Origin of the sequence: Sphingosinicella humi (assembly GCF_003129465.1) — a bacterium.
Classification (GTDB): domain Bacteria; phylum Pseudomonadota; class Alphaproteobacteria; order Sphingomonadales; family Sphingomonadaceae; genus Allosphingosinicella; species Allosphingosinicella humi.
Genome location: NZ_QFFF01000001.1, coordinates 615,011 through 635,328, shown reverse-complemented (window position 1 = coordinate 635,328; position 20,318 = coordinate 615,011). Strand labels below are relative to the sequence as shown.

The window sequence follows — 20,318 nt, the reverse complement described above, 5'->3', positions numbered from 1 at the left end:
CCTAAGTTGATGTGATCCCCGCTCTCTCAAAGATACGCGCGCCCTCGCCCGAGGCCTCATGATATTCGCTGAGCAGCGATGAAATGGCTCATGGGTAAGGGGAAACGATCCGGCGCGCGTATAGCGGTTGAGGGAGGCTCATTCACTATGTTCAAGCGAGTTGCGTTGCGTTTAGCGGTCCTGACGGGGCTGATGCTTGGGTCGCCAGCCATGGCCCATGAAAATCATGAGGAACTGGGCGCCGGCCCCGGACCGGTGGTCGAACAGAATGTCGCCGCCACCGAGAAGGCGGAGGCTGTCGAAATGCATAGCGAAATGGCCACCGCGCATGGCGAGGCGATGGGCCAACATATGGAGGCGGCCGAGGAGAACAAAACATTCGCGCAGCGATTGTTAAGCTGGCTCGGCCGTCTTCACTCGCTCGTCGTCCACTTTCCGATAGCGATGTTCCTGGGCGCTCTTGGCGTGGAGTTGTTCGGCCTCTGGAAGGGGCGCCGGAATTATGAACGTGCCGCCCAAGTGATGCTCGTCGTAGGAGCAATCGGGGCTGTCGCGGCCGCATTCCTTGGATGGTTCGCCGGCGGCTTCTATCTGACCGACCGGAATACTGTTTTGATGGCCCATCGGTGGCTGGGAACAGCGATCGCCGTTGCCGGGTTACTGCTGCTTTACCTGTCGGTCACGGCTCGGCGAGCCCCCGATAAGCCCAGACGGGTTTATTGGGCATTACTGGGAGCCGTGACGGTCGCAATCGCCATTCAGGGGTGGATGGGCGGGACGTTCATGCACGGGGGCGTCGACCATCTGGCATTCTAGGTTCTGGAGTATTTAGCATGACTATCGACCGGATGAGCGTTCGGCCCAGATCGAGGCGTGAATTCATCTATGGCGGCCTAGCGTTCGGAGGGCTTGCGCTGGTCGGCTGCTCTCCGTCCAGCGACGAACGGGCTGCGACAGATCCGAAGGGCGGGAGCGCTGGCGGAGCACCCGCTACAGTCCAAAAGGCAGCTATGACCGTTTATCGCGATCCGAGCTGCGGCTGTTGCGAAGCGTGGGCGAAGATTGCCGAAGATGCCGGCTACCAAGTCACGCTCCTGGACGACAACAACATGACGGCGGTGAAGCAGAGGCTCGGCGTTCCTGCCGAGCTCGCCTCCTGCCACACGGCTGTTGTCGGCGACTATGTCATCGAGGGCCATGTGCCGCTGGAAGAGGTGGATCGCCTCCTGCGCGAGCGGCCCTCCGACATCAAGGGCATTGCTGTTCCCGGAATGCCGCTCGGATCGCCCGGCATGGAAGTGCCGGACGGCACGAAAGAACCCTTCCAGGTCATCGCATTCGACGCGACCGGGAGGACTTCGATCTACAAAGCCTAGCCATTCCGCTGGGTAACAGGAGGGGAGAGTGAGAATGAAGAGATTGTGTGGTGCGGTGATTGCCGGGCTGATGCTTGTGCCTGCGGCGGCCTATGGCCAGCAGAACCAGCCGACGACGCAGAGTGCGTCGGATGCGCGCGCCGCCGACCGAGAGGCGATCAAGGTCGTCTTGGCGAACTACAAGGCGGCGATCGAGCGGCTGGATGCCAGCGGGACCGAGGAGTTGTTCGCGGCCGATTCCCAGATTTTCGAGACGGGAGGCGTTGAAGGCACCTACCAGAACTATCACGCCCATCATTTGGGGCCTGAGTTGGATCATTTTCGATCCTTCAAATTCTCTGACTACAAGGTGGATGTGCGCTTCGAGGGGCCTGTTGCTCTTGCAACGGAGACGTATCGCTATCGGATTGAAACAGAGTCGGGCGAGGTTGCCGAGCGCCAAGGCGTCGCGACCAGTGTGCTGAAAAAGGTCGATGGCGAGTGGAAGATCCTCAATATGCACAATTCGGCGCGGCGGCCGAGGGGCTCCTAGCCAGCGGTAGAAGAGTGAGGGTGTTACGTATCGAAGCGACCGAACGAATTCGCTCCCGCAAACGGTCGTAGTCGTAAAATCCAAGAGAGGTCGTTCAAACTGACAAGAAAGGACACTGGCATGGAACAGGGGAAGAAAATGGAAACAATGGGATGGGGAAGATTTGCCGCGATGATCGCGGTCTCCACCTTCATCATGTTTTTCCTCATGTACCAGCTGGTCTATTCGGCTGAACATCTAATGTTCAGCCTAAATCGATTGATCGCAGCTTTTATCATGGGCTGTGTGATGACGATCGTCATGCTTGGCTTTATGTGGTCGATGTACAAGGGCATGGCTTTCAAGGTCGGCATTCTGGTCGGAGCCCTGATCCTGGGTGTTGCGCTGCTGGCGATCAACAGGAGTCAGGCGTTGGTCGGCGACGTCCTCTTCATGAAGGCGATGATCCCTCACCATTCGATCGCCATCAATAATGCGCGCAGAGCCGATATCAGTGATCCGCGCGTCCGTGACCTCGCCGATGAGATCATCGCGAGCCAAATCCGAGAGATCGCCGAGATGAAGCTTCTCATCCAAGACATCGATCGGAACAGAGAGCGTGGGACGGCTCCACTGCCCGCGCGTCCCGCCGAAGTCACGCCGGATATGTTGCCGGAGATTAGGAACGCGGTGGAGTGATGACGCGACCTCGGAATGAAGGAGGCATCGCTCCAATCGAGATCGACTGACTCTTCTCTATTGATCCGGATCGTACCGTCGAAAGATGTCGCGTATCGCGGAAGCACCTATCCGATTTGCTTACCCCAGAAGACTCGCTGGATCCCGTGAGTGCCTACGATCGTCATGAACTTGGGATGGAATTGGCCGGGAACTGCATCGGTTCTGAGGAGATCTGGCTCGGCCGGTGCAAATCCGAGCTGCCTCAGGACGGATCCAGCCGCTGCATTTCTGTCGGTCGGGTTGAAAACGATCTCGACGAATGAGGCGCACCATTCCGGACGCGTGCAAAGGTGATGCAGCAGTGCATTCTCAATAAATTTGCCCTGGATCCGGCAGGAGAGCATCAGGTCTTCGATCCTGATGCCATCATCAACACGCCTCGCCAGGCAGAAGCCCACAGTCCCGTAGGATCCGTATCTGTCGGAGCAGTCAATGACGTGGCGCTCGGCAGTTCGGTCGAGCATGATCTCCTCGAGTTCGGTTCGCTGATATTTTCGCCCCGAGAAGTTTAGCTGGTTCGTGCGCTGGACAAGCTCTGCTACCCGGTCGAAGTCTTCGGGTTCGCTGGGGCGGATATCTACGCGGATGTCGCATGAGGCGAGGAACTCCATGTAATCGGAGCCGAGCGCCGCTTCGGCAGTCTGGCGTTCCATCGATTGCCGATACATGAGGCGGCGACGCTTCGACTCTTCTGTTACGCTGCCCTGAAGGCGGGGATGTTCCGGAAGGGTGGGAATTGCGCTGTCTGGCAGAACGTCCACCTCCGGTAGCGACCGAGACACTTCGTCGCGCTCGAAAGGGCTGTCATCGACGAAGATGACCGAGTCCAGGCCAAGGCCCAATCGCTCAGCGACTTGTCGCACGCTCTCGGATTTGGCGCTCCAGCCGATGGCTGGATAGAGCGCATATTGATCAAGTCCGAACACGCGCAGCCGCTCCATGGCGTCGTCATGGGCGTTCTTGCTAGCGATGGAAATGAGGATGCCCCTCTCGTCCAGCTGTCTAATCACGTTGGTGACGGCTGGTCGCAGCGTCACGTCGCCCTCGAGCAGGACACCGTCCCAAAGGGTATTATCCAGATCGAATATCACGCACTTCGCCGGAGGGCGCTTGACTCGTTGCTGGTGTTTCGCGGTTAATCCGCCGGCTGCCTGGGCGTAGCTAACGAAATCGAGGCTGAGGAATATGAGGTGCGTCCCCTCGTCGGCCTCAGGTGTAAGCGCAAGGTTGAACGGGAGGCCGGAGCCGATCAGCTCGGCGTATGTTTCGCGGGCGATGTCTTCGCGAAAATAGCCTGGCGGGAGTGTGAGCTTCGCCACTACCGGCCTTGGAAGGTCGGCGGCGGTTATCCCGGGCGTGAGCTTCGTCCGGTCGATTCCCATCGTGAGCATCAGGACGACGTCAGCAGTTCCCGGATTGTAGATTTCGATGACGAACGCATCAGGAAGATCGTGCGGGCTATGGCGGCGATGCAGCGAAGCATTCATCCGCTCCAGCAGGGAATGTGTGAGGTAGGACCAACGGATGTCCCCAAGGAGCTTGGCGCCAGCAGTGCCGATCCGATTGGTGATTGGCGCCAACAGCTCGATCCCACGTTCGAGCAGGCCCACGACCTCATTGCGCAGAAGTAGAGCATTTCCGCGCGCTTCAAGCTTGGCCCAGCGTTTGAAGATGACCTCCGCGCCATAGCCGGAGGACGACTGGAAGGCAGTGTTCTTGAACGCGCCAAAACGGAAGCGTCTGCAGCGCCGATCGGGCCGCGCCTGATACAAATCGCATGAGACGAAGCAATCAGGAGCCGCACACTCGATGCAATGTTCGCCCCACAGCAATAGGGCGCGCTTCCGACCGCCTTCGAAGGGGGTATAGGATATTTTAGGTGAAGCCGGCTGGTGCGCTGCTTCTCGATCATATTTGTCGAACTCGAACATCCCGCCTCCGCGCGAGACAGTCCGTTCGCCCCGCTCATATGGATACGCGGCTTGCGGTCTATTCCCGCAGCGACGGTGACTGAGCGCAATCAGCTTTCCCGGATTCAGACAGAAAGCCGGAGGGAGATTAATCTGGACAGGCATTGTCCACTGCCACCACGGCTCACGAGGCGCGCAGAGGCAGCGGCTAAAGAAAGGGGCGCCCGCTCAAGAGAGCGGACGCCCCTCCGATTTGCTTTAGTTCCTGTCGCCCCCAACGATCCGCAAATAGGCGGCAGCGAGGCGGCTCGCCGCGCCGCCTTCTACGTCCTCCAAGAGGGAGCCGCCCTCAAGCCTTTCCAAGGCACACAGGAGATGCTCGGCTACATCCAGCCGGCCGCTGTCGCACGCGTGCTGGAAGGCCTCCAGTACCGTCTCTTCGAGGCTGCCATGCCAATCCATTCGATCATTCCTCAGACTAGGCATGGGCGCAATCAGACCATTTGCCACAGTATCGGAGTCAAGGAGCTTCCTACGCGCTCCCGATGTTGATGCCGCCTTGCTCGGATTCATGACGTCTGACGGCACAGGCTTGCGGCTGCCGAGGTATATCATATATTCTCGATATATGGATATAGACTCGGCATTGAGTGCACTCGCGGCCCTTTCGCAACGGACGCGGCTCGACACCTTCCGCCTTCTGGTCCGGCATCAGCCTGATGGCTTGCCGGCGGGCGATATCGCGCGGCGGATGGACGTCCCCCAAAACACGATGTCGACGCACCTCGCGGGTCTGGCGCGGGCTGGGCTTGTAGTCTCCGAGCGGCAGAGCCGTTCTATCGTCTATCGCGCTGACCTGGACCGGCTCCGGTCGCTCACCCTATTCCTGGTGAAGGACTGCTGCGGCGGCGAAGCCGAGCTGTGCGAGTCTCTCATTGCCGAGCTCGTGCCCTGCTGCTGAGCCAAGAGGAAGTGCAATGACCGCGATCGACGTAATCATCTACCACAATCCGGATTGCGGAACGTCCCGCAACACCCTCGCGATGATCCGCAACGCCGGCATCGAGCCCCACGTCATCGAATATCTGAAGGCGCCGCCCAGCCGCGCCATGCTTGACCAGCTGATCGAGCGCGCGGGCATCACGCCGCGTGACCTGCTGCGCCAGAAGGGAACGCCATACGCCGAGCTGCGCTTGGACGACGAGCGCCTGACCAATGAGCAACTCGTGGATGCGATGATGGAGCATCCGATCCTCATCAACCGCCCCATCGTCGTATCGCCCCTGGGCGTGAAGCTGTGCCGACCATCCGAGGCAGTGCTGGATCTCCTGCCCACGCCTCAGCAGGGCGCCTTCGCCAAGGAAGATGGCGAGTGGGTTATCGGCACCGGCGGCGAACGACTGATCTGAAGGAATATACATGAGCACAGCAGCTGCGGCTGCGCCGGCCAAGCCGGCGATCAGCTTCTTCGAGCGCTATCTGACGCTATGGGTGGTGCTCTGCATCGCCGTGGGCATCGGGCTCGGCCATATGTTCCCCAGCCTCTTCGCCATCATCGCCTCGGCTGAGGTGGCGCGGGTCAATCTGCCGGTGGCGGTCCTCATCTGGCTGATGATCATCCCGATGCTGCTCAAGATCGATTTCGGCTTGCTCGGTTCGGTGAAGCAGCACTGGAAGGGAGTCGGCGTCACGCTCTTCATCAATTGGGCGGTGAAGCCCTTCTCGATGGCCGCGCTCGGCACCTTCTTCATCGGCTGGCTGTTCGCGCCGATGCTGCCATCGGCGGAGATCCCCTCCTACATCGCCGGCCTCATCATCCTCGCCGCCGCGCCGTGCACGGCCATGGTGTTCGTCTGGTCGAACCTGTGCGAGGGCGAGCCGAACTACACGTTGAGCCAGGTGGCGCTCAACGATCTCATCATGGTGTTCGCCTTCGCGCCCATCGTCGGCCTGCTGCTGGGCGTCGCCGCGATCACCGTCCCTTGGGGCACGCTCCTGCTGTCGGTCGTGCTCTATATTGTCATCCCGGTCATCGTCGCGCAGTTGCTTCGCAAGGCCACGCTGGCAGGTGGCGGTCAGCCCGCGCTCGACAGCTTGCTGAAGACACTCGGGCCGATCTCGCTGGTGTCGCTGCTGACCACGCTCGTCCTGCTGTTCGGCTTCCAGGGCGAGCAGATCCTGGCCCAGCCGCTGGTGATCGCGCTCCTCGCGGTGCCGATCCTGATCCAAGTCTACTTCAACGCGGGCCTCGCTTACTGGCTGAGCCGGCGCTTCGGCGTCGCTTGGTGTGTAGCGGCGCCGGCTGCCCTTATTGGCGCATCCAACTTCTTCGAACTCGCCGTCGCGGCGGCGATCTCGCTCTTCGGCATTAACTCCGGCGCGGCGCTGGCGACGGTGGTCGGCGTCCTCGTGGAGGTGCCCGTGATGCTCTCCGTGGTCGCCATCGTGAAGCGGTCGCGCGGCTGGTACGAGCAGGGGGCGATGGCATGAGGCTGCGCACCCTTGTCGATCCAGACCATCTACCGGCGCTCGATCCGAGATACGTCCACCGGCGGCTTGCCATTGGCCTTGGCGATGATCAACCGCCGCCGCGCATTCTGCTGCTCTACGGTTCCCTTCGCGAACGGTCCTACTCCCGCCTCTGCGTCGAGGAGGCGGCGCGGCTGCTGCAATTTTTCGGCGCGGAGACCCGGATGTTCGACCCGTCCGATCTGCCGCTACCCGACCAAGTGAAGGGTGACGATCATCCTGCCGTCCACGAGCTGCGTGAGCATTCGATGTGGTCGGAAGGGCAGGTCTGGTGCAGCCCCGAGCGCCACGGCCAGATCACGGGCATCATGAAGTCTCAGGTCGATCACCTGCCGCTTAACATGGGCGGACTGCGGCCCACCCAAGGCCGAACGCTCGCAGTCATGCAAGTGTCGGCAGGCTCGCAGTCCTTCAACAGCGTCAACACGCTTCGCGTCCTCGGCCGGTGGATGCGGATGTTCACGATCCCCAACCAGTCCAGCGTCGCCAAGGCGTTCAATGAGTTCGATGAGGCCGGCCGGATGAAGCCCTCGAGCTACTATGATCGCATAGTGGACGTGATGGAGGAGCTGATCCGCTTCACCATCTTGCTGCGCCCTCACGCCCAGCAGCTTGTCGATCGCTATTCGGAGCGTAAGGCGGCGGGGTTGGAGATCGAGGCGGCGACGGATACCTCAACGTTGCGACGACGCGCGTTCGATAATCGATCTTCGATCTAGGATCGGTCCACCACCGCTCAGAACCAGGCCCGTATGCCGAGCAGAAGGTTCCAGCCTCCTACGTCTTCACCCGCCGCTCTGGCGAAGTCTGCCGTGTTGCCGAGCCGTCGTTCATATTCGACGCCAATGTAGGGTGCGAATTCGCGAACGATCTCGTAGCGGAGCCGCAGGCCTGCTTCGATTGTGGATAGGCCGGAACCGATGCCGATTTCCGGGACATCTTGAGCGGCCAGGTCGAACTCAATCCTGGGCTGCAGGATCAGCCGCTGAGTGATGCGCTGGTCATATTCCGCTTCGAAGCGCGCGGTGAGATCACCCTCGTCCGAAAGAAAGGCGGCGGCATCGATCTCGAATTGATAGGGGACAAGACCCTGTAATCCGACGACCAGATGACCGCGCTCGGGGTCCGGTCGAAAGTCGTAGCGAATGCCGGCTTGGAAATCGAACCATGGCGTGATGGCGCGGCTCCAGAGCGCCTGCACTTCAACCTGCTCAGGACTCTCGCCGAGATTCCCTTCGCCCTCCGTCTTGAACCAGAACTTGTTGATATCGCCGCCGTACCAGCCTTGAGCGTCCCAGAGATAGCCATCCTCGCCGTCGCGTATCCGTGCCTCCAGCTGATCGATCATGAGCCAGAAGGTTTTGATTTCGCCCTGGTCGGAGCGCAAATCCTCGCGAGCGGCGGCCATCTCGGCATCATCGAAAATGGTGTCAGCGGCGTGTCTGGGACCGGAGAAAGCTGCCGGTGGAGGCGGAGCTTCCGGCGGAGGCGGCGGCGCGGCTCCTGGGATCCTGTTGGACCCAGTGCCATGGATGGTTGGAGAGGCCGGCTGGGCAGGCTGCATGCCTGGCATCTCGTGCTGCGCATGGGGGTCCGGCTCAGCGGGGGGCACTGGCTGCGGCATGGCATTCATATCGTGCCCGGCGTGAGGATCGGCGGTTTGGGATTGGGGGGCCGGCTGCGCTTGCGGTGAGGAAGGAACAGGTTCCGTCTCGCTTGCGCTTGGCGGCTGGGGCGGAGGCATTTCGTGGCCCGTATGCTGGGCCAGAGCGGGTGTCGCGAAAGTGGAAGCGCCTAGGGCGATCAGGAGAATTTTCATGCCGCTTCTCCGTCCAGGGGGCGAACGGTGACGACGTTGAACATCCCCGCATGCATGTGAAAGTCGAGATGGCAGTGAAACGCCCAATCACCGGGATTGTCCGCCGTCAGATCGAAGCTGATTTTGGTGCCCGGCAGAACATTGACGGTATGCTTCCTTGGATAATGCCCGGGGTGACCGTTCACCACGTCGAAGAAGTGCCCGTGGAGATGGATCGGGTGCTGCATCATCGTGTCATTCACCAGCGTCACCCGGACACGCTCATCGCGAGCAAAGCGGATTGGCTCCACGATCGAACTGAACTTGCGGCCGTCGAACGACCACATGAAGCGCTCCATGTTGCCGGTGAGATGGATTTCCATCGAACGCGTCGGCTGACGAGGATCGGGGTTCGGCTCGAGCGCGACGAGGTCGGTGTAGACGAGCACCCTATGCCCCACATTTTCGAGACCAAGCGGAGGTTTTCCCGCTGAATCCTGAGGGTTCATCGCGATCATGTCGACGCCCACTCCGACCTTCATGTCGGGCGGAGCCAAGGATTCATCCCGCATGTTCATGCCGCCCATGTCCATCGACCCCATGTCCATGCCACTCATGGCGTCGCCAGCGCCCTGACCCGTGCCCATCGCACCATGGTCCATCCCGGCCATGGACCCGGAACTCATGCCGCCCATCGATCCGTGCGACATTCCGGCCATTCCCATATCGTCCATGCCGAGCGTCGGCCGGGGGCGAAGCGGCGGCACCTCGGCGGACATTCCCAGGCGCGGCGCCAGTGTTCCCCGGCCAATTCCGGACCGGTCGGTGGACTCCGCGACTATGGTGAAAGCCCTGTCCTCCATGGGCTGAACGATCACATCATAGGTTTCCGCAACGGAGATCATGAATTCGTCGACCGTAACTGGCCGAACATTATTGCCATCGGCCTGCACCACAGTGATCGGCAGACCAGGGATGCGGACATTGAAGATCGACATTGCCGAGGCGTTGATGAAGCGCAGGCGCACTCGTTCGCCTGGACGAAAGAGGCCGGTCCAGTTTTCATCGGGTCCATGCCCGTTGACGAGATAGGTGTAGGTGGAGCCAGTCACATCTGCGATGTCGGTGGGATCCATGCGCATCCGCCCCCACATCAACCGATCCTTGAGCGGCATCATCTGCTCGGGATCGCCATCGCGAAGCAGGCCAGCTAGTGTCTGCTTCTGATAGTTGAAATAACCCTCCGCCTTCTTGAGCTTGGCAATCATCGTGTGCGGATGCATGAAGCTCCAATCGGAGAGCACGATCACGTGCTCGCGATCATATTCCACCGGATCGGGGCCGGCAGGATCGAAGATCAAAGGTCCGACTTGACCGAGCGCGAGGTGAAAATTCGAGTGGCTGTGGTACCAGAAGGTGCCGGAATGCCGGATGGGAAACTTATAGACGAACGTCTCGCCTGGCTTGATGCCGGGAAAGCTCACGCCGGGAACGCCATCCATCTGAAATGGCACTAGCACACCGTGCCAATGGATGGATGCGTCTTCGCCTTCGACGGTGTTCGTAACCGCGACCCGGAAGGTTTCTCCTTCGCGAAGGCGGATGAGCGGCGAAGGAAGCGTTCCGTTGACAGTGATGGCACGGCCGGTCCTGCCGCCGACGGAGAAGGGTGCCGGACCTATGGTGAGAGCGATATTGTCGCCTGAGAGGGCTTTAGGATCTCGTAAGACCCCTTGGGTGCCGCTTCGAGCCCAGGAGGGGAAAAGGCCGGAGAGACTAAGACTCGCGGCTCCCAACGCCCCGGCTTGCAGCAGTTTACGCCGGTCCACGAAGTCAGCCATGACGGGTTCTCCCCTTTGAGGCAGTTGAGTCTGTTCTTTTCCTCTAGAACTATACGCGCACCCGCAGCGTTCCCCTCGCGGGGGCAGGCCTGCCGCTGTTATTCGGCCGAGATGAGTCTTGTTAAGAGCGCGAGCGCGATCGGCTCAAAGGCTATCCTTGGCGCGGACTCGATCAAATCGCCGTGCTGAGGCTGGCTCGTCAGGAGCCAGCCTCAGCGGTAAGCGCGTTCGGACACGATTTACCAGCCACACGTTCAGGCTTGAGCTACCCTCAGAACCAGCTCCGGAGGCCTACTAGGAAGCTCCAGCCACCGACGTCTTCGCCGGCCGCGCGTGCGAACCGGGCCGTGTCCCCAAAAGAGCGCTCATATTCGACGCCGACGTAAGGAGCGAATTCGGGCACGAACTCATATCTCAGCCTCGCACCTATCTCGGCCGAGGAAAGGCCTGAGCCGATGCCGAGCTCCGGGATATCCTGTGCCGCGAGGTCGAACTCAACCAGCGGCTGGAGGATCAGCTTGTTGGTAATGCGCTGGTCATATTCCGCCTCAAAGCGAGCGGTCACGTCGCCCTTGTTGGACAGGAACAGCTGACCATCGACTTCGAACCAGTAAGGCGCCAACCCTTGGATGCCGACGACAAGATGCGTCCGATCGGAGTTCGGCCGGAAATCATGTCGGATACCGGCCTGGAGATTGAACCAGGGATCGAGCGCCCGGCTGTAAAGGGCTTGGACCTCGGCCTGCTCGGGAGAATGGCCGAACTCACCTTCGCCCTCACTCTTTAGCCAGAGCTTGTCATAGTCGCCGCCATACCAGCCCTGAATATCCCATTTATAACCATCGCGGCCCTCTTGCGCCCTGTACTCGAGCTGGTCGGCCAAGACCATCCAGGTGACATAGCCGCCATGCTCCCTGATGAGCTCTTCTTCCCGTTTGCGGAGGAACAGCTCCGGATCGAAAATCGTGGTTCCGGCATGCTCTGGCCCCGAGAACGCTTCCGGCGGAGGCGGCGCTACCGGCGGGGCTTGGGTTTGCGACATGCTTGGCATGGCATGACCGGCATGGGGGTCGGACGACTGCCCCGGCATCGCATGGCCCGCGTGCGGATCCTGCGTCTGAGGCTCCGACATACTGTGTCCCGCATGCGGGTCCGGCTGTTGAGCTGACGACTGGCCGTGGCCCGCATGAGGATCCGTAGGTAAGGTCTCCGGCTCCGCGCTATGGCCTGCATGCGGATCGACGGACCGGTCGGCGGGCATCTCATGCCCGGCATGCGGATCGCCAGTCGGTGGCGCTGCCGTCATCGGCTGTAGGGTGCAGTGACCCATCGCAGCGTGCTCGGGCGTGCAGCTGTCCGCCGGCGCGGGCGTATTGGCCCTTGGCTGCGTCACGTGACCCGCATGTGGATCGGGGGCCGCACCGCTATGGCCGGCCTGTTGGGCCCAAGCGGGTGACGCGAGTGTCAGCACCGACACTGCAGCAAGCAGAAGTGCGCGCTTCATGCGACCTCTCCTTCATCATCCATGGGCCGGACCTTGACCACGTTCATCATGCCGGCATGCATGTGGTAGAGGAGGTGGCAGTGGAACGCCCAGTCGCCGGGGGCGTCGGCGGTAAGATCGAAGCTCGCCTTGCCGCCGGGCATGACGTTCACCGTGTGCTTGACCGGATTGCCGTGCGGCATCCCCGTCACGACCTCGAAGAAATGGCCGTGTATGTGGATGGGGTGACTCATCATGCTATTGTTGATGAGGTTAACCCGAACACGTTCGTTGCGGGCGAAGCGGATCGGCTCGGCGCCTTCGTTGAGCTTCACCCCGTCGAACGACCACATGAAACGCTCCATGTTGCCGGTGAGGTGGATGTCGACGCTGCGGGTCGGCTGGCGCTTGTCGTGGAAGGCCGTCAGCGGGGCGAGATCGTGATAGGTGAGGACTCGGTGCGGCACCTCCTCAAGCCCGAGGGGTCGGTCGCCGGTGCGGTCGACCGGCATCGGCGCAATCATGTCGACGCCAACGCCCACCTTCACATCCGGCGGGACCAGCGACTTGTCCCGCATGTCATGACTCATGCCGGCCATCGCCTCGCTGGAGGCCCCGTTGTTCATATCTGAGGTGGAGCCGTGCTGCATCGAGCCGTGGCCCATCGCTCCATGGTCCATGCCGCCCATGCCCATGTCCTTCATGCCGAGGAGGGGCTTTGGACGCAGCGGAGGGACCGGCGCCTGCATGCCCATGCGCGGCGCCAGGGTTGCTCGTCCCATGCCTGAGCGGTCGATCGATTCCGCGACGAGGGTGAAGGCCTTGTCCTCGGTCGGCGTGACGATGGCGTCATAGGTCTCAGCCACCGATATCTGGAATTCATCAGTCTCGACGGGACGTACATTCTGGCCGTCGGCCTGGACGATGGTCATCGGCAGGCCGGGAATGCGGATGTTGAAAATTGACATGGCCGAGGCGTTGATGAAGCGCAGACGCACCCGCTCGCCGGGACGGAAGAGGCCAGTCCAGTTCTCGGCGGGACCGTGGCCGTTGATGAGGTAGGTGTAGGTCGAGCCCGTGACGTCGGCGATGTCGGTCGGGTCCATACGCATCTTGCCCCACATCAGCCTGTCTGAAAGAGACATGTTCCGCGCAAGATCGTCATCACCTCCAACGAGACCTGAGAGCGTTTGCTTCTGACGGTTGAAATAGCCGCCCTGCTTCTTGAGCTTGCCGAAGAGCTGGTGTGGATGGAGGAAAGTCCAGTCGCTGAGGACGATCACATGCTCGCGGTCGTAGGCGACCGGGTCGGGCTCGGCGGGATCGATGACGATCGGGCCGTAATGGCCGACCTGCTCCTGAAGACCGGAATGGCTGTGATACCAATAGGTGCCGTTCTGGACGATCGGGAATTCGTAGGTGAATGTGGTCTTCGGCAGAATGCCGGGGAAGCTGATGCCCGGCACGCCGTCCATGTGGAAGGGCAGGATGAAGCCGTGCCAGTGGATGGACGTGTCCTCATCGAGCGTGTTCTCGACATGGATGCGGACATTCTGTCCTTCGCGCAGGCGAATGAGGGGGGCCGGGAGCACGCCGTTCATCGTGATCGCGTGGCCGGTGCGGCCGCCAACGGTGAAGGGGCTGTGCGCAACCTTCAGGCGGATGTCTTCGCCCGAGAGTGTGGGCAGGGTCGGCGCGAGGCCAGCACTTCCGCTCTGAGCCCAAGCCGGAAAGAGGCTTGAGAGACCGACGCCGGCGGCGCCGATCGCGCCCGCGCGCAGCAGCGCGCGTCGTTCGATAAGCTGATTCATTTTGGGATCCCTGACTGCTCCGAAGGAGCTGGGTTTCGGCTCTAGAAAACTGGGAGGCGATGCGTGCACCGCCTCCCAGGAGCCATTACTTCTGACTCATATTATGACCGGCATGCGGGTCGGCTTTCGCCTTGGAGCCCTGCATGTCGCAGCCCTCCATCGTCTTGCCTTCGGCTTTCATTTTTTCGCAGTGAGCCTTCATGGCCTGGGCGTTCATCATCCCACCCATATTGTGGCCGGCATGCGGGTCCGTCGAAGGCTTGGCCTTAGTTGTGCTCATTTGGCCATGTCCGGCGTGAGCATCTGCAAGGTTGGCAGTCTGAGCGAGCGCCGGCGTGGCGATCGTCAAAGCGATCGCGGTCAAAAGCATTTTCATTGTAAACTCCAAGAAACTTTGAGTGAGGTTCAAATCTCTGGAGTGATACGGGGAGGAGGAGTCTCCCCCTCAGGCTGAATGCCAATCAATTTCTGAAAGCCAGCCGGCGTGAGCTCTGCCCTGGGCGGTGCGATCCGATCACTGACCATCGGCTCTGCTGCCGGGACCGCCGCCGCACAGGTGATTGCGCAGCTTATATCCATGCCCGATCGATGGCTGCTGGACGGACTGTGCTTCCCAGCACCATCTTTGATTTTCACCATAGCGGGTGCCGAGCTATGCGGCGCAGCCATGGCTTGCCCATGGGCCATCGCTACCGGTGCGAACATCAGGCCCAAGGCAACCAGCAGGGACGCAAGGAAGCGAAACATGTTGGCGGCCAAGTAGGGCTTCGCAGATGAGCTTGCAATGAACGTTGGTTGATTGCGATGCCTGAGCTTAAGCGACATGCGCCATGTCCTCTAGGATCGGGCAGTCTGGCCGCTCATCGCCATGACAGTGCCGAGCTAAATCCTCCAGTGAAAGGCGCATCGCCCGGATTTCTCCTTCCTTTTGCTTGAGTTCTGCGACCCTTGCCAAGGCGAGTGCCTTCACGTCCGCGCTTGTCCTATCGCGATCTCGCCACAACGCCAGAAGCTGGCCGATCTCTTCGATCGGAAAACCGAGATCACGTGCCCGCCGGATGAAACGGAGCGTGTGGACGTCCTTCTCGTCGTAATCGCGGTAGCCGGAATCCCGCCGCGCCGCCTTGGGGGTGAGGCCGATGGCCTCATAGTGGCGGATCATCCGCTGGCTGACGCCGGACTGCTTCGATGCTTGGCCGATGTTCATCGGAACGGACTTCCTCGCTTCCTCACCAACGGATATGGACTTTGACACAGTGACAAGGTCAAGGGGTGAATACGCGGAGGTCTCTCGCCGCTTTTAGCTGCTCGCATGCGAATGGCCACGAGGCTTGCTTTCTGGAGTAGAGGACGAGGTCCGGCTGATATCGATCGCCTCGGCGCCTTTTTCCGAATCCAGACACCGCTCCTCGATCTGGGTGGTCGAGAAATAGATGTTGTAGCGGTCGCGCAGCAGCTGGCTGACCTCGCCCAGCACCCGCTCACCCTCGGACCAATCTCGCACGCAGACATGGCTTGAGAAGACGTTCATTCCGGAGGTGAGGCTCCAGGCGTGGACATGGTGAACATCGGTCACTCCGTCCACCGCTCGAATGGCAGAAATCGCGCCCTCGAAATCGAGATCCTCCGGCGTTCCCTGCAGCAGGATGTGCAGCGACTCCTTGATGATGCCCCACGAGGCCCAAAGCAGCACGACACCAAACGCCATGCCCAGCAGCGGGTCGATCGCGAGGAAGCCCGTGAAGCGGATGACGAGCGCCGATATGATGATCAAAAAGCTGCCGACAAACGTCTGGATAATGTGCCAGTAGGCGCCCCTCATGTTGAGGTTCCCCTTCTGCCGCTCATAGAGGAGCCAAAGAGCGATTAGCTCGGTGACGATGCCGCCTCCCGCCGCGATGAGCATCGGGGTCGTCGGAAGCTGGATCGGCTCCATCAGCCGCATTGCGCCCATCCAAAAGACGACCAGCGCCATCCCGAGCAGGAAGAGACCATTGAAGAGGGCGCCGAGAATCCGCTCGCGTATAGCCGAACGTCCGCGCCGGATTGGATTTTCTCTCACCAAGCCGCATCGCCACCAAAGCGATTAGAATCCCGCCCACGGCTGAGAATGTATGAAAGGCATCCGAGAGTACGGCGACCGAGCCTGTCCATATGCCGATACCGAGTTCGACGACGAAATAGAGGCCGGTGAGCCAGCCGGAGGCGATCAAGGCCTGCCGGTCCCCTTTTGGGGTCATGTGACCAGAATGTCCGTGCTGCATCGATCCAACCTCCGAGCTAGGCGGTGCCGACCTCCGGCTCCTATTCGTTACGCATGGCTAGCGCTTCACCCGCAGTCGGCGCCCGACCAAGCTCAACTCGCCTGCGGCTTCCACCTCCTGAGCGTCAGCGCGTTGGTGACGACGCTGACGCTGGAAAACGCCATCGCTGCGCCTGCAAGCACCGGGCTGAGATAGCCCAAAGCCGCCAGCGGAATGCCGACGACGTTGTAGATGAACGCCCAGAAGAGACCTTGGCGGATCTTCGAATAGGTCCGCTTGGAAATGTCGATGGCGTCCGCGACCAGGCGCGGGTCGCCCCGCATCAAGGTGATCCCCGCCGCGTGCATCGCGACGTCGGTGCCCGTCGACATGGCGATTCCAACATCTGCCGCCGCCAGTGCCGGCGCGTCATTCACGCCATCGCCTACCATGGCGACGGTGCGGCTCTCCCCCCGAAGCGAGGCCACGGCGTCAGCTTTCCCCTCGGGCAGCACGTTTGCGATCACCTCGTCGATGCCGAGCTGTTTTGCCACCGCGTTGGCGCTGCCGGCATTGTCGCCGGTGAGCATGATGCTGCGTACGCCCCGCCGATGAAGGATCTCGATGGCCTCTTTGGCGGAGGCCTTGGCTTCGTCGCCGAAGGCGAGGAGGCCGATCAGCCTCTTCTTCGGCGAGATCGCGGCTATCCAGGAGACGGAACGTCCGTCCCCTTCCAGATCTTCAGCGTGCGCGGCCAGCGACCCGCGTTCGATGCCTTCCTCGTCCATGAGGCGCGAGCTTCCGAGGACGAGCCGGTCACTCTCAATTTCAGCAGTGACGCCTCGACCGGGTAGTGCCTTCATCGACCGCGTATTCGCCGGCACCACTCCTTGTTCCTTGGCGGCGGCCATGACGGCCTTGGCGAGCGGATGCTCGCTTCCGCTCTGAAGCCCCGAGGCCAGTTCAAGGAGGTGCCGATCATCGACGCCGGGCGCGGCGATGGCGGCAACGAGCGAAGGTTTGCCCTCCGTCAGCGTCCCCGTCTTGTCGAAGGCAACGGCGCTAATGCGGTGCGCGGTCTCCAGCGCCTCTGCATCCTTGATGAGAACGCCCGCCCGGGCGGCAACGCCGGTGCCCGCCATGACTGCCGTGGGGGTGGCAAGGCCGAGCGCGCAGGGGCACGCAATCACCATGACCGCCACCGCATTGAGGATGGCGACCTCGACTCCGGCGCCAGCAACGATCCAGCCGATAAAGGTGACGGCCGCGATGCCGAGGACGATCGGCACAAATACTGCGCTGACCTTGTCGACCAGCCTTTGGATCGGCGCCTTCGCGCCTTGGGCGCTTTCAACGAGACGGACGATCCGCGCGAGTGTGGTTTCAGCCCCGACTGCGGTGGTCTCGATGAGCACGAGGCCATCGCCGTTGATGGAACCGCCGGTCAGCTTGTTCCCGACACTCTTAGAGACGGGCATGCTTTCGCCGGTGAGCATCGATTCATCGACGCTTGTCGCACCCTCGATGAGTCGCCCGTCAACCGGAATTCGCTCGCCCGGCCGGACGCGAATGCGGTCGCCAGTTTTGACGTCCTCGACGGAAACCTCTTCCTCGATCCCGCTTGAACGCATGACACGAGCCTTGTCCGGACGCAGCGCCATCAAGGCGCGTATCGCTGCGCCCGTCTGTCGTTTGGCTCTGCCTTCAAGCCACTTGCCGAGCAGGATGAGCGTGATGATGACGGCGGATGCTTCGAAATAATAATGGCCGTCGGCCCCTTGGCTCGGTCGGAACATCAATTGATAAAGACTGAGGCCATAAGCGGCCGATGTGCCGATAGCGACGAGCAGGTCCATGTTTCCGGTGCGCGCTTTCAGCGCCTTCCAGCCGGCCCGATAGAAGCGGCCGCCGAGCCAGAATTGGACAGGTGTTGCGAGAAGCAGCTGGACCCATCCCGGGATCATCGCGTCGACGCCGAACGGCGACAGGAGCATGGGGATAACGAGCGGAAGGGAGAGGGCCGCCGCGATGATGACATGGCGCAGTTCGCGAGAGGCGACCTCCGACCGCCGGGCCTCCTCTTCATCCGCTTGCCGTACGGGAGATGGGCTGCGCAGCGATGCGGAGTAGCCCGCCTTTTCGACGGCCCGAATCAGATCGGTGTCGGCCGTGGTCGCGACAGCCTCGATGCGGGCGGTTTCAGTGGCGAGGTTTACGTCGGCCTTGAGGACGCCAGGCACCGCGCGAAGCGCCTTCTCCACACGTCCGACGCAGGACGCGCAGGTCATGCCGGTAACCAACAATTCCGTCGTCTTGGATCCGGGCATGTAGCCTGCCTTGAAGACGGCCTCGGCGACTGTTCCAATGTCGGAATCTTCGTCATCGAACGTCACCTCGGCGCGCTCGGTGGCGAGGTTTACGGCAACATTCGAGACGCCCGGCACTTGGCGGATGGCGCGCTCGACTCGGCCGACGCAGGAGGCGCAGGTCATGCCTTCAATCGGCAACGTGAGCGTGGTCTCGGCTGCTCCATCGTCCGGCGCCCGTGACAGCGTCTGCGCGTCCAATTTTCGTCTCCTCAAAAAGAGTGGACCCCTCATATGGTCCTTGACATCGTGTCAGGGTCAAGGCGCAAAAATTAGGTATGGATTGGAACCTGTAGTGGGAACGGCTTTGTTCGACTGAAACGGAAGCTCATGAGTGACGCACTGGAGAAAAGCAGATGGAGCAAACCTACGATCTAATCGTCATAGGCACCGGCACGGCTGCCATGGTCGCCGCGACGCGCATGCGAGACGCGGGGTGGACCGTCGCCATCATAGACGAGAAGCCATTTGGCGGAACGTGCGCGCTGCGCGGCTGTGATCCGAAGAAGATGCTCGTCGCGGGAGCAGAGGTGATCGACAGCAGCCGCAGATTGCATGGTCGGGGGATCATTGAGCCGGCCGAGATAAATTGGCGCGATCTGATCGCGTTCAAGCGGACCTTCACAGACGCGATCCCGGCGAAGCATGAGCAGCGCTACCAAGAGAAGGGTATCGTCACCTTCCACGGCCAAGCATATTTCACCGGTCCCAATTCGATATCGATCGCCGAAGAGCCGTTGCACGGGCGGCACATCCTGATTGCCGCTGGCGCGGAGCCAGTGCGGCTCGGCATACCCGGCGAGGAGCATCTGATCGACCACGAGGACTTCCTGGCGATGGACAGCCTACCGGCTCGGGTCTTGCTCGTTGGCGGCGGTTACATCGCGGCTGAATTCTCTCATGTCGCCGTCCGCGCCGGAGCGAAGGTCACGATCCTCCAGCGCAGCCACCGTCTATTGCCGCAGTTCGAACCGGAGCTCGTCGGCTGGCTGATGGAGGCATTCGAGAGGAGCGGCGTGGATGTGCGCACGGGTACCACGGCGATCGGTATCGAAAAGACAGGTGAGGCTTTCACCGTGCACGCCAGCGCCGAGGACGGCTCTCGGATGTTCGTGGCTGATCTGGTCGTCCATGCCGCCGGCCGAAGACCGGCTCTTGATCGCCTCGATCTCCCGACCGGCGACATCGCCAGCGAACGAGGCCGGCTCCAGCTGAATGAGCATCTCCAAAGCATCTCCAACCCGGCAGTCTACGCCGCAGGTGACGCAGCTCAGATGGGGCCTCCGCTCACACCCGTCTCAAGCCATGATGCAAAGGTTGTCGCGGCGAACCTGATCAAGGGCAACCATGCGAGACCCGACTATCGTGGTGTGCCGAGCGTAGCATTTACGCTGCCTCCAATCGCGGCGGTCGGGATGAGCGAAGAGGCGGCACGAGCTTCGGGATGCCGCTTTCGTGTCAAGTCGGAGCGGGCCTCGCACTGGTATACAGCGCGGCGCGTGGCCGAGCCCGTCTACGGCTATAAGACGCTTGTCGAGGAGGACACGGACCGTATCCTCGGGGCGCACCTCGTAGGGCCTCACGCTGACGAGGTCATCAACCTCTTCGGTCTCGCCATCCGGCACGGCCTCACAGCCGGCGATCTCAAGACGACGATGTTCGCCTATCCGACGGGTGCATCTGACATCGGCTACATGCTTTAGCGGGTT

19 protein-coding genes and 1 pseudogene are annotated in these 20,318 nt (G+C 61.5%); 9 read left to right on the top strand and 11 right to left on the bottom strand.

Annotated elements, in window-relative coordinates; translation table 11 throughout:
* Positions 1-147 precede the first annotated feature (147 nt).
* The 4 genes from DF286_RS03165 to DF286_RS03150 all read left to right on the top strand — a co-directional run bounded on the left by DF286_RS03165 (position 148) and on the right by DF286_RS03150 (position 2,586).
* Positions 148-816, top strand: a complete 669-nt coding sequence (locus tag DF286_RS03165) for a DUF2231 domain-containing protein (RefSeq protein ID WP_243444697.1) — start codon at positions 148-150, stop codon at positions 814-816.
* Positions 817-833: 17 nt separating this feature from the next.
* On the top strand, positions 834-1,376 hold the full coding sequence (locus DF286_RS03160) for a DUF411 domain-containing protein (RefSeq protein ID WP_243444696.1): 543 nt from the start codon (positions 834-836) through the stop codon (positions 1,374-1,376).
* A 34-nt stretch (positions 1,377-1,410) separates the two neighbouring features.
* Positions 1,411-1,908, top strand: coding sequence for a YybH family protein (locus DF286_RS03155; RefSeq protein WP_109270114.1), 498 nt, complete (start codon positions 1,411-1,413; stop codon positions 1,906-1,908).
* A 120-nt stretch (positions 1,909-2,028) separates the two neighbouring features.
* Entirely contained in the window at positions 2,029-2,586 is a 558-nt protein-coding gene (locus DF286_RS03150; RefSeq protein WP_109270113.1) for a DUF305 domain-containing protein, read from the top strand.
* A gap of 107 nt (positions 2,587-2,693) precedes the next feature.
* On the opposite strand, the gene DF286_RS03145 is transcribed toward DF286_RS03150, so the two are convergent.
* Together DF286_RS03145 and DF286_RS03140 are read right to left on the bottom strand one after the other, a co-directional pair.
* Positions 2,694-4,559 (bottom strand): HAD-IIIC family phosphatase, encoded by a 1,866-nt coding sequence (locus tag DF286_RS03145; protein WP_158274607.1) that lies wholly within the window; start codon positions 4,557-4,559, stop codon positions 2,694-2,696.
* A gap of 237 nt (positions 4,560-4,796) precedes the next feature.
* Complete coding sequence (locus DF286_RS03140; protein WP_109270111.1) at positions 4,797-5,000, bottom strand: hypothetical protein; 204 nt, start codon at positions 4,998-5,000, stop codon at positions 4,797-4,799.
* A 166-nt stretch (positions 5,001-5,166) separates the two neighbouring features.
* Here DF286_RS03140 and DF286_RS03135 point away from each other — a divergent pair, with 166 nt between their 5' ends.
* Genes DF286_RS03135 through arsH form a run of 4 tightly spaced genes read left to right on the top strand, consistent with a single transcriptional unit; the run spans position 5,167 to position 7,786 of the window.
* The gene (locus DF286_RS03135; RefSeq protein WP_109271961.1) at positions 5,167-5,499 is read left to right on the top strand and encodes an ArsR/SmtB family transcription factor; all 333 of its coding nucleotides are present in this window, start codon (positions 5,167-5,169) and stop codon (positions 5,497-5,499) included.
* Between the two features lie 16 nt (positions 5,500-5,515).
* Positions 5,516-5,947 (top strand): arsenate reductase (glutaredoxin), encoded by a 432-nt coding sequence (arsC, locus tag DF286_RS03130; RefSeq protein ID WP_170303923.1) that lies wholly within the window; start codon positions 5,516-5,518, stop codon positions 5,945-5,947.
* Positions 5,948-5,957: 10 nt separating this feature from the next.
* Positions 5,958-7,028 (top strand): ACR3 family arsenite efflux transporter, encoded by a 1,071-nt coding sequence (gene arsB / locus DF286_RS03125; RefSeq protein ID WP_109270110.1) that lies wholly within the window; start codon positions 5,958-5,960, stop codon positions 7,026-7,028.
* The gene (gene arsH, locus DF286_RS03120) at positions 7,025-7,786 is read left to right on the top strand and encodes an arsenical resistance protein ArsH (protein ID WP_109270109.1); all 762 of its coding nucleotides are present in this window, start codon (positions 7,025-7,027) and stop codon (positions 7,784-7,786) included. The genes arsB and arsH overlap by 4 nt, the downstream gene beginning before the upstream one ends.
* Before the next feature lie 17 nt (positions 7,787-7,803).
* Here the strand turns inward: arsH and DF286_RS03115 are convergent, their stop codons facing one another.
* From DF286_RS03115 to DF286_RS03080, 9 genes and pseudogenes are all read right to left on the bottom strand, one after another.
* Positions 7,804-8,886, bottom strand: coding sequence for a copper resistance protein B (locus tag DF286_RS03115; protein WP_109270108.1), 1,083 nt, complete (start codon positions 8,884-8,886; stop codon positions 7,804-7,806).
* On the bottom strand, positions 8,883-10,706 hold the full coding sequence (locus DF286_RS03110) for a copper resistance system multicopper oxidase (RefSeq protein WP_109270107.1): 1,824 nt from the start codon (positions 10,704-10,706) through the stop codon (positions 8,883-8,885). Before DF286_RS03110 ends, DF286_RS03115 begins: the two co-directional genes overlap by 4 nt.
* Before the next feature lie 271 nt (positions 10,707-10,977).
* Positions 10,978-12,210: a copper resistance protein B gene (locus DF286_RS03105; protein WP_109270106.1), complete on the bottom strand. Its 1,233-nt coding sequence runs from the start codon at positions 12,208-12,210 to the stop codon at positions 10,978-10,980.
* Positions 12,207-14,000 (bottom strand): copper resistance system multicopper oxidase, encoded by a 1,794-nt coding sequence (locus tag DF286_RS03100; protein ID WP_109270105.1) that lies wholly within the window; start codon positions 13,998-14,000, stop codon positions 12,207-12,209. Before DF286_RS03100 ends, DF286_RS03105 begins: the two co-directional genes overlap by 4 nt.
* An 85-nt stretch (positions 14,001-14,085) precedes the next feature.
* Positions 14,086-14,376, bottom strand: a complete 291-nt coding sequence (locus DF286_RS03095; RefSeq protein ID WP_109270104.1) for a hypothetical protein — start codon at positions 14,374-14,376, stop codon at positions 14,086-14,088.
* A 29-nt stretch (positions 14,377-14,405) separates the two neighbouring features.
* Positions 14,406-14,825, bottom strand: coding sequence for a hypothetical protein (locus tag DF286_RS14925; RefSeq protein WP_146193548.1), 420 nt, complete (start codon positions 14,823-14,825; stop codon positions 14,406-14,408).
* A complete protein-coding gene (cueR, locus tag DF286_RS03090; protein WP_109270103.1) occupies positions 14,815-15,207 on the bottom strand; it encodes a Cu(I)-responsive transcriptional regulator in 393 nt (130 codons plus the stop codon). Before cueR ends, DF286_RS14925 begins: the two co-directional genes overlap by 11 nt.
* Before the next feature lie 93 nt (positions 15,208-15,300).
* Positions 15,301-16,240 (bottom strand): annotated as a pseudogene (locus tag DF286_RS03085) (cation diffusion facilitator family transporter).
* A 116-nt stretch (positions 16,241-16,356) separates the two neighbouring features.
* Positions 16,357-18,843: a heavy metal translocating P-type ATPase gene (locus DF286_RS03080; protein ID WP_109270102.1), complete on the bottom strand. Its 2,487-nt coding sequence runs from the start codon at positions 18,841-18,843 to the stop codon at positions 16,357-16,359.
* Between the two features lie 122 nt (positions 18,844-18,965).
* Between DF286_RS03080 and DF286_RS03075 the strand changes: the two genes are divergently transcribed.
* Positions 18,966-20,312, top strand: coding sequence for a dihydrolipoyl dehydrogenase family protein (locus DF286_RS03075; RefSeq protein WP_109270101.1), 1,347 nt, complete (start codon positions 18,966-18,968; stop codon positions 20,310-20,312).
* The last annotated feature ends 6 nt before the right edge of the window (positions 20,313-20,318 follow it).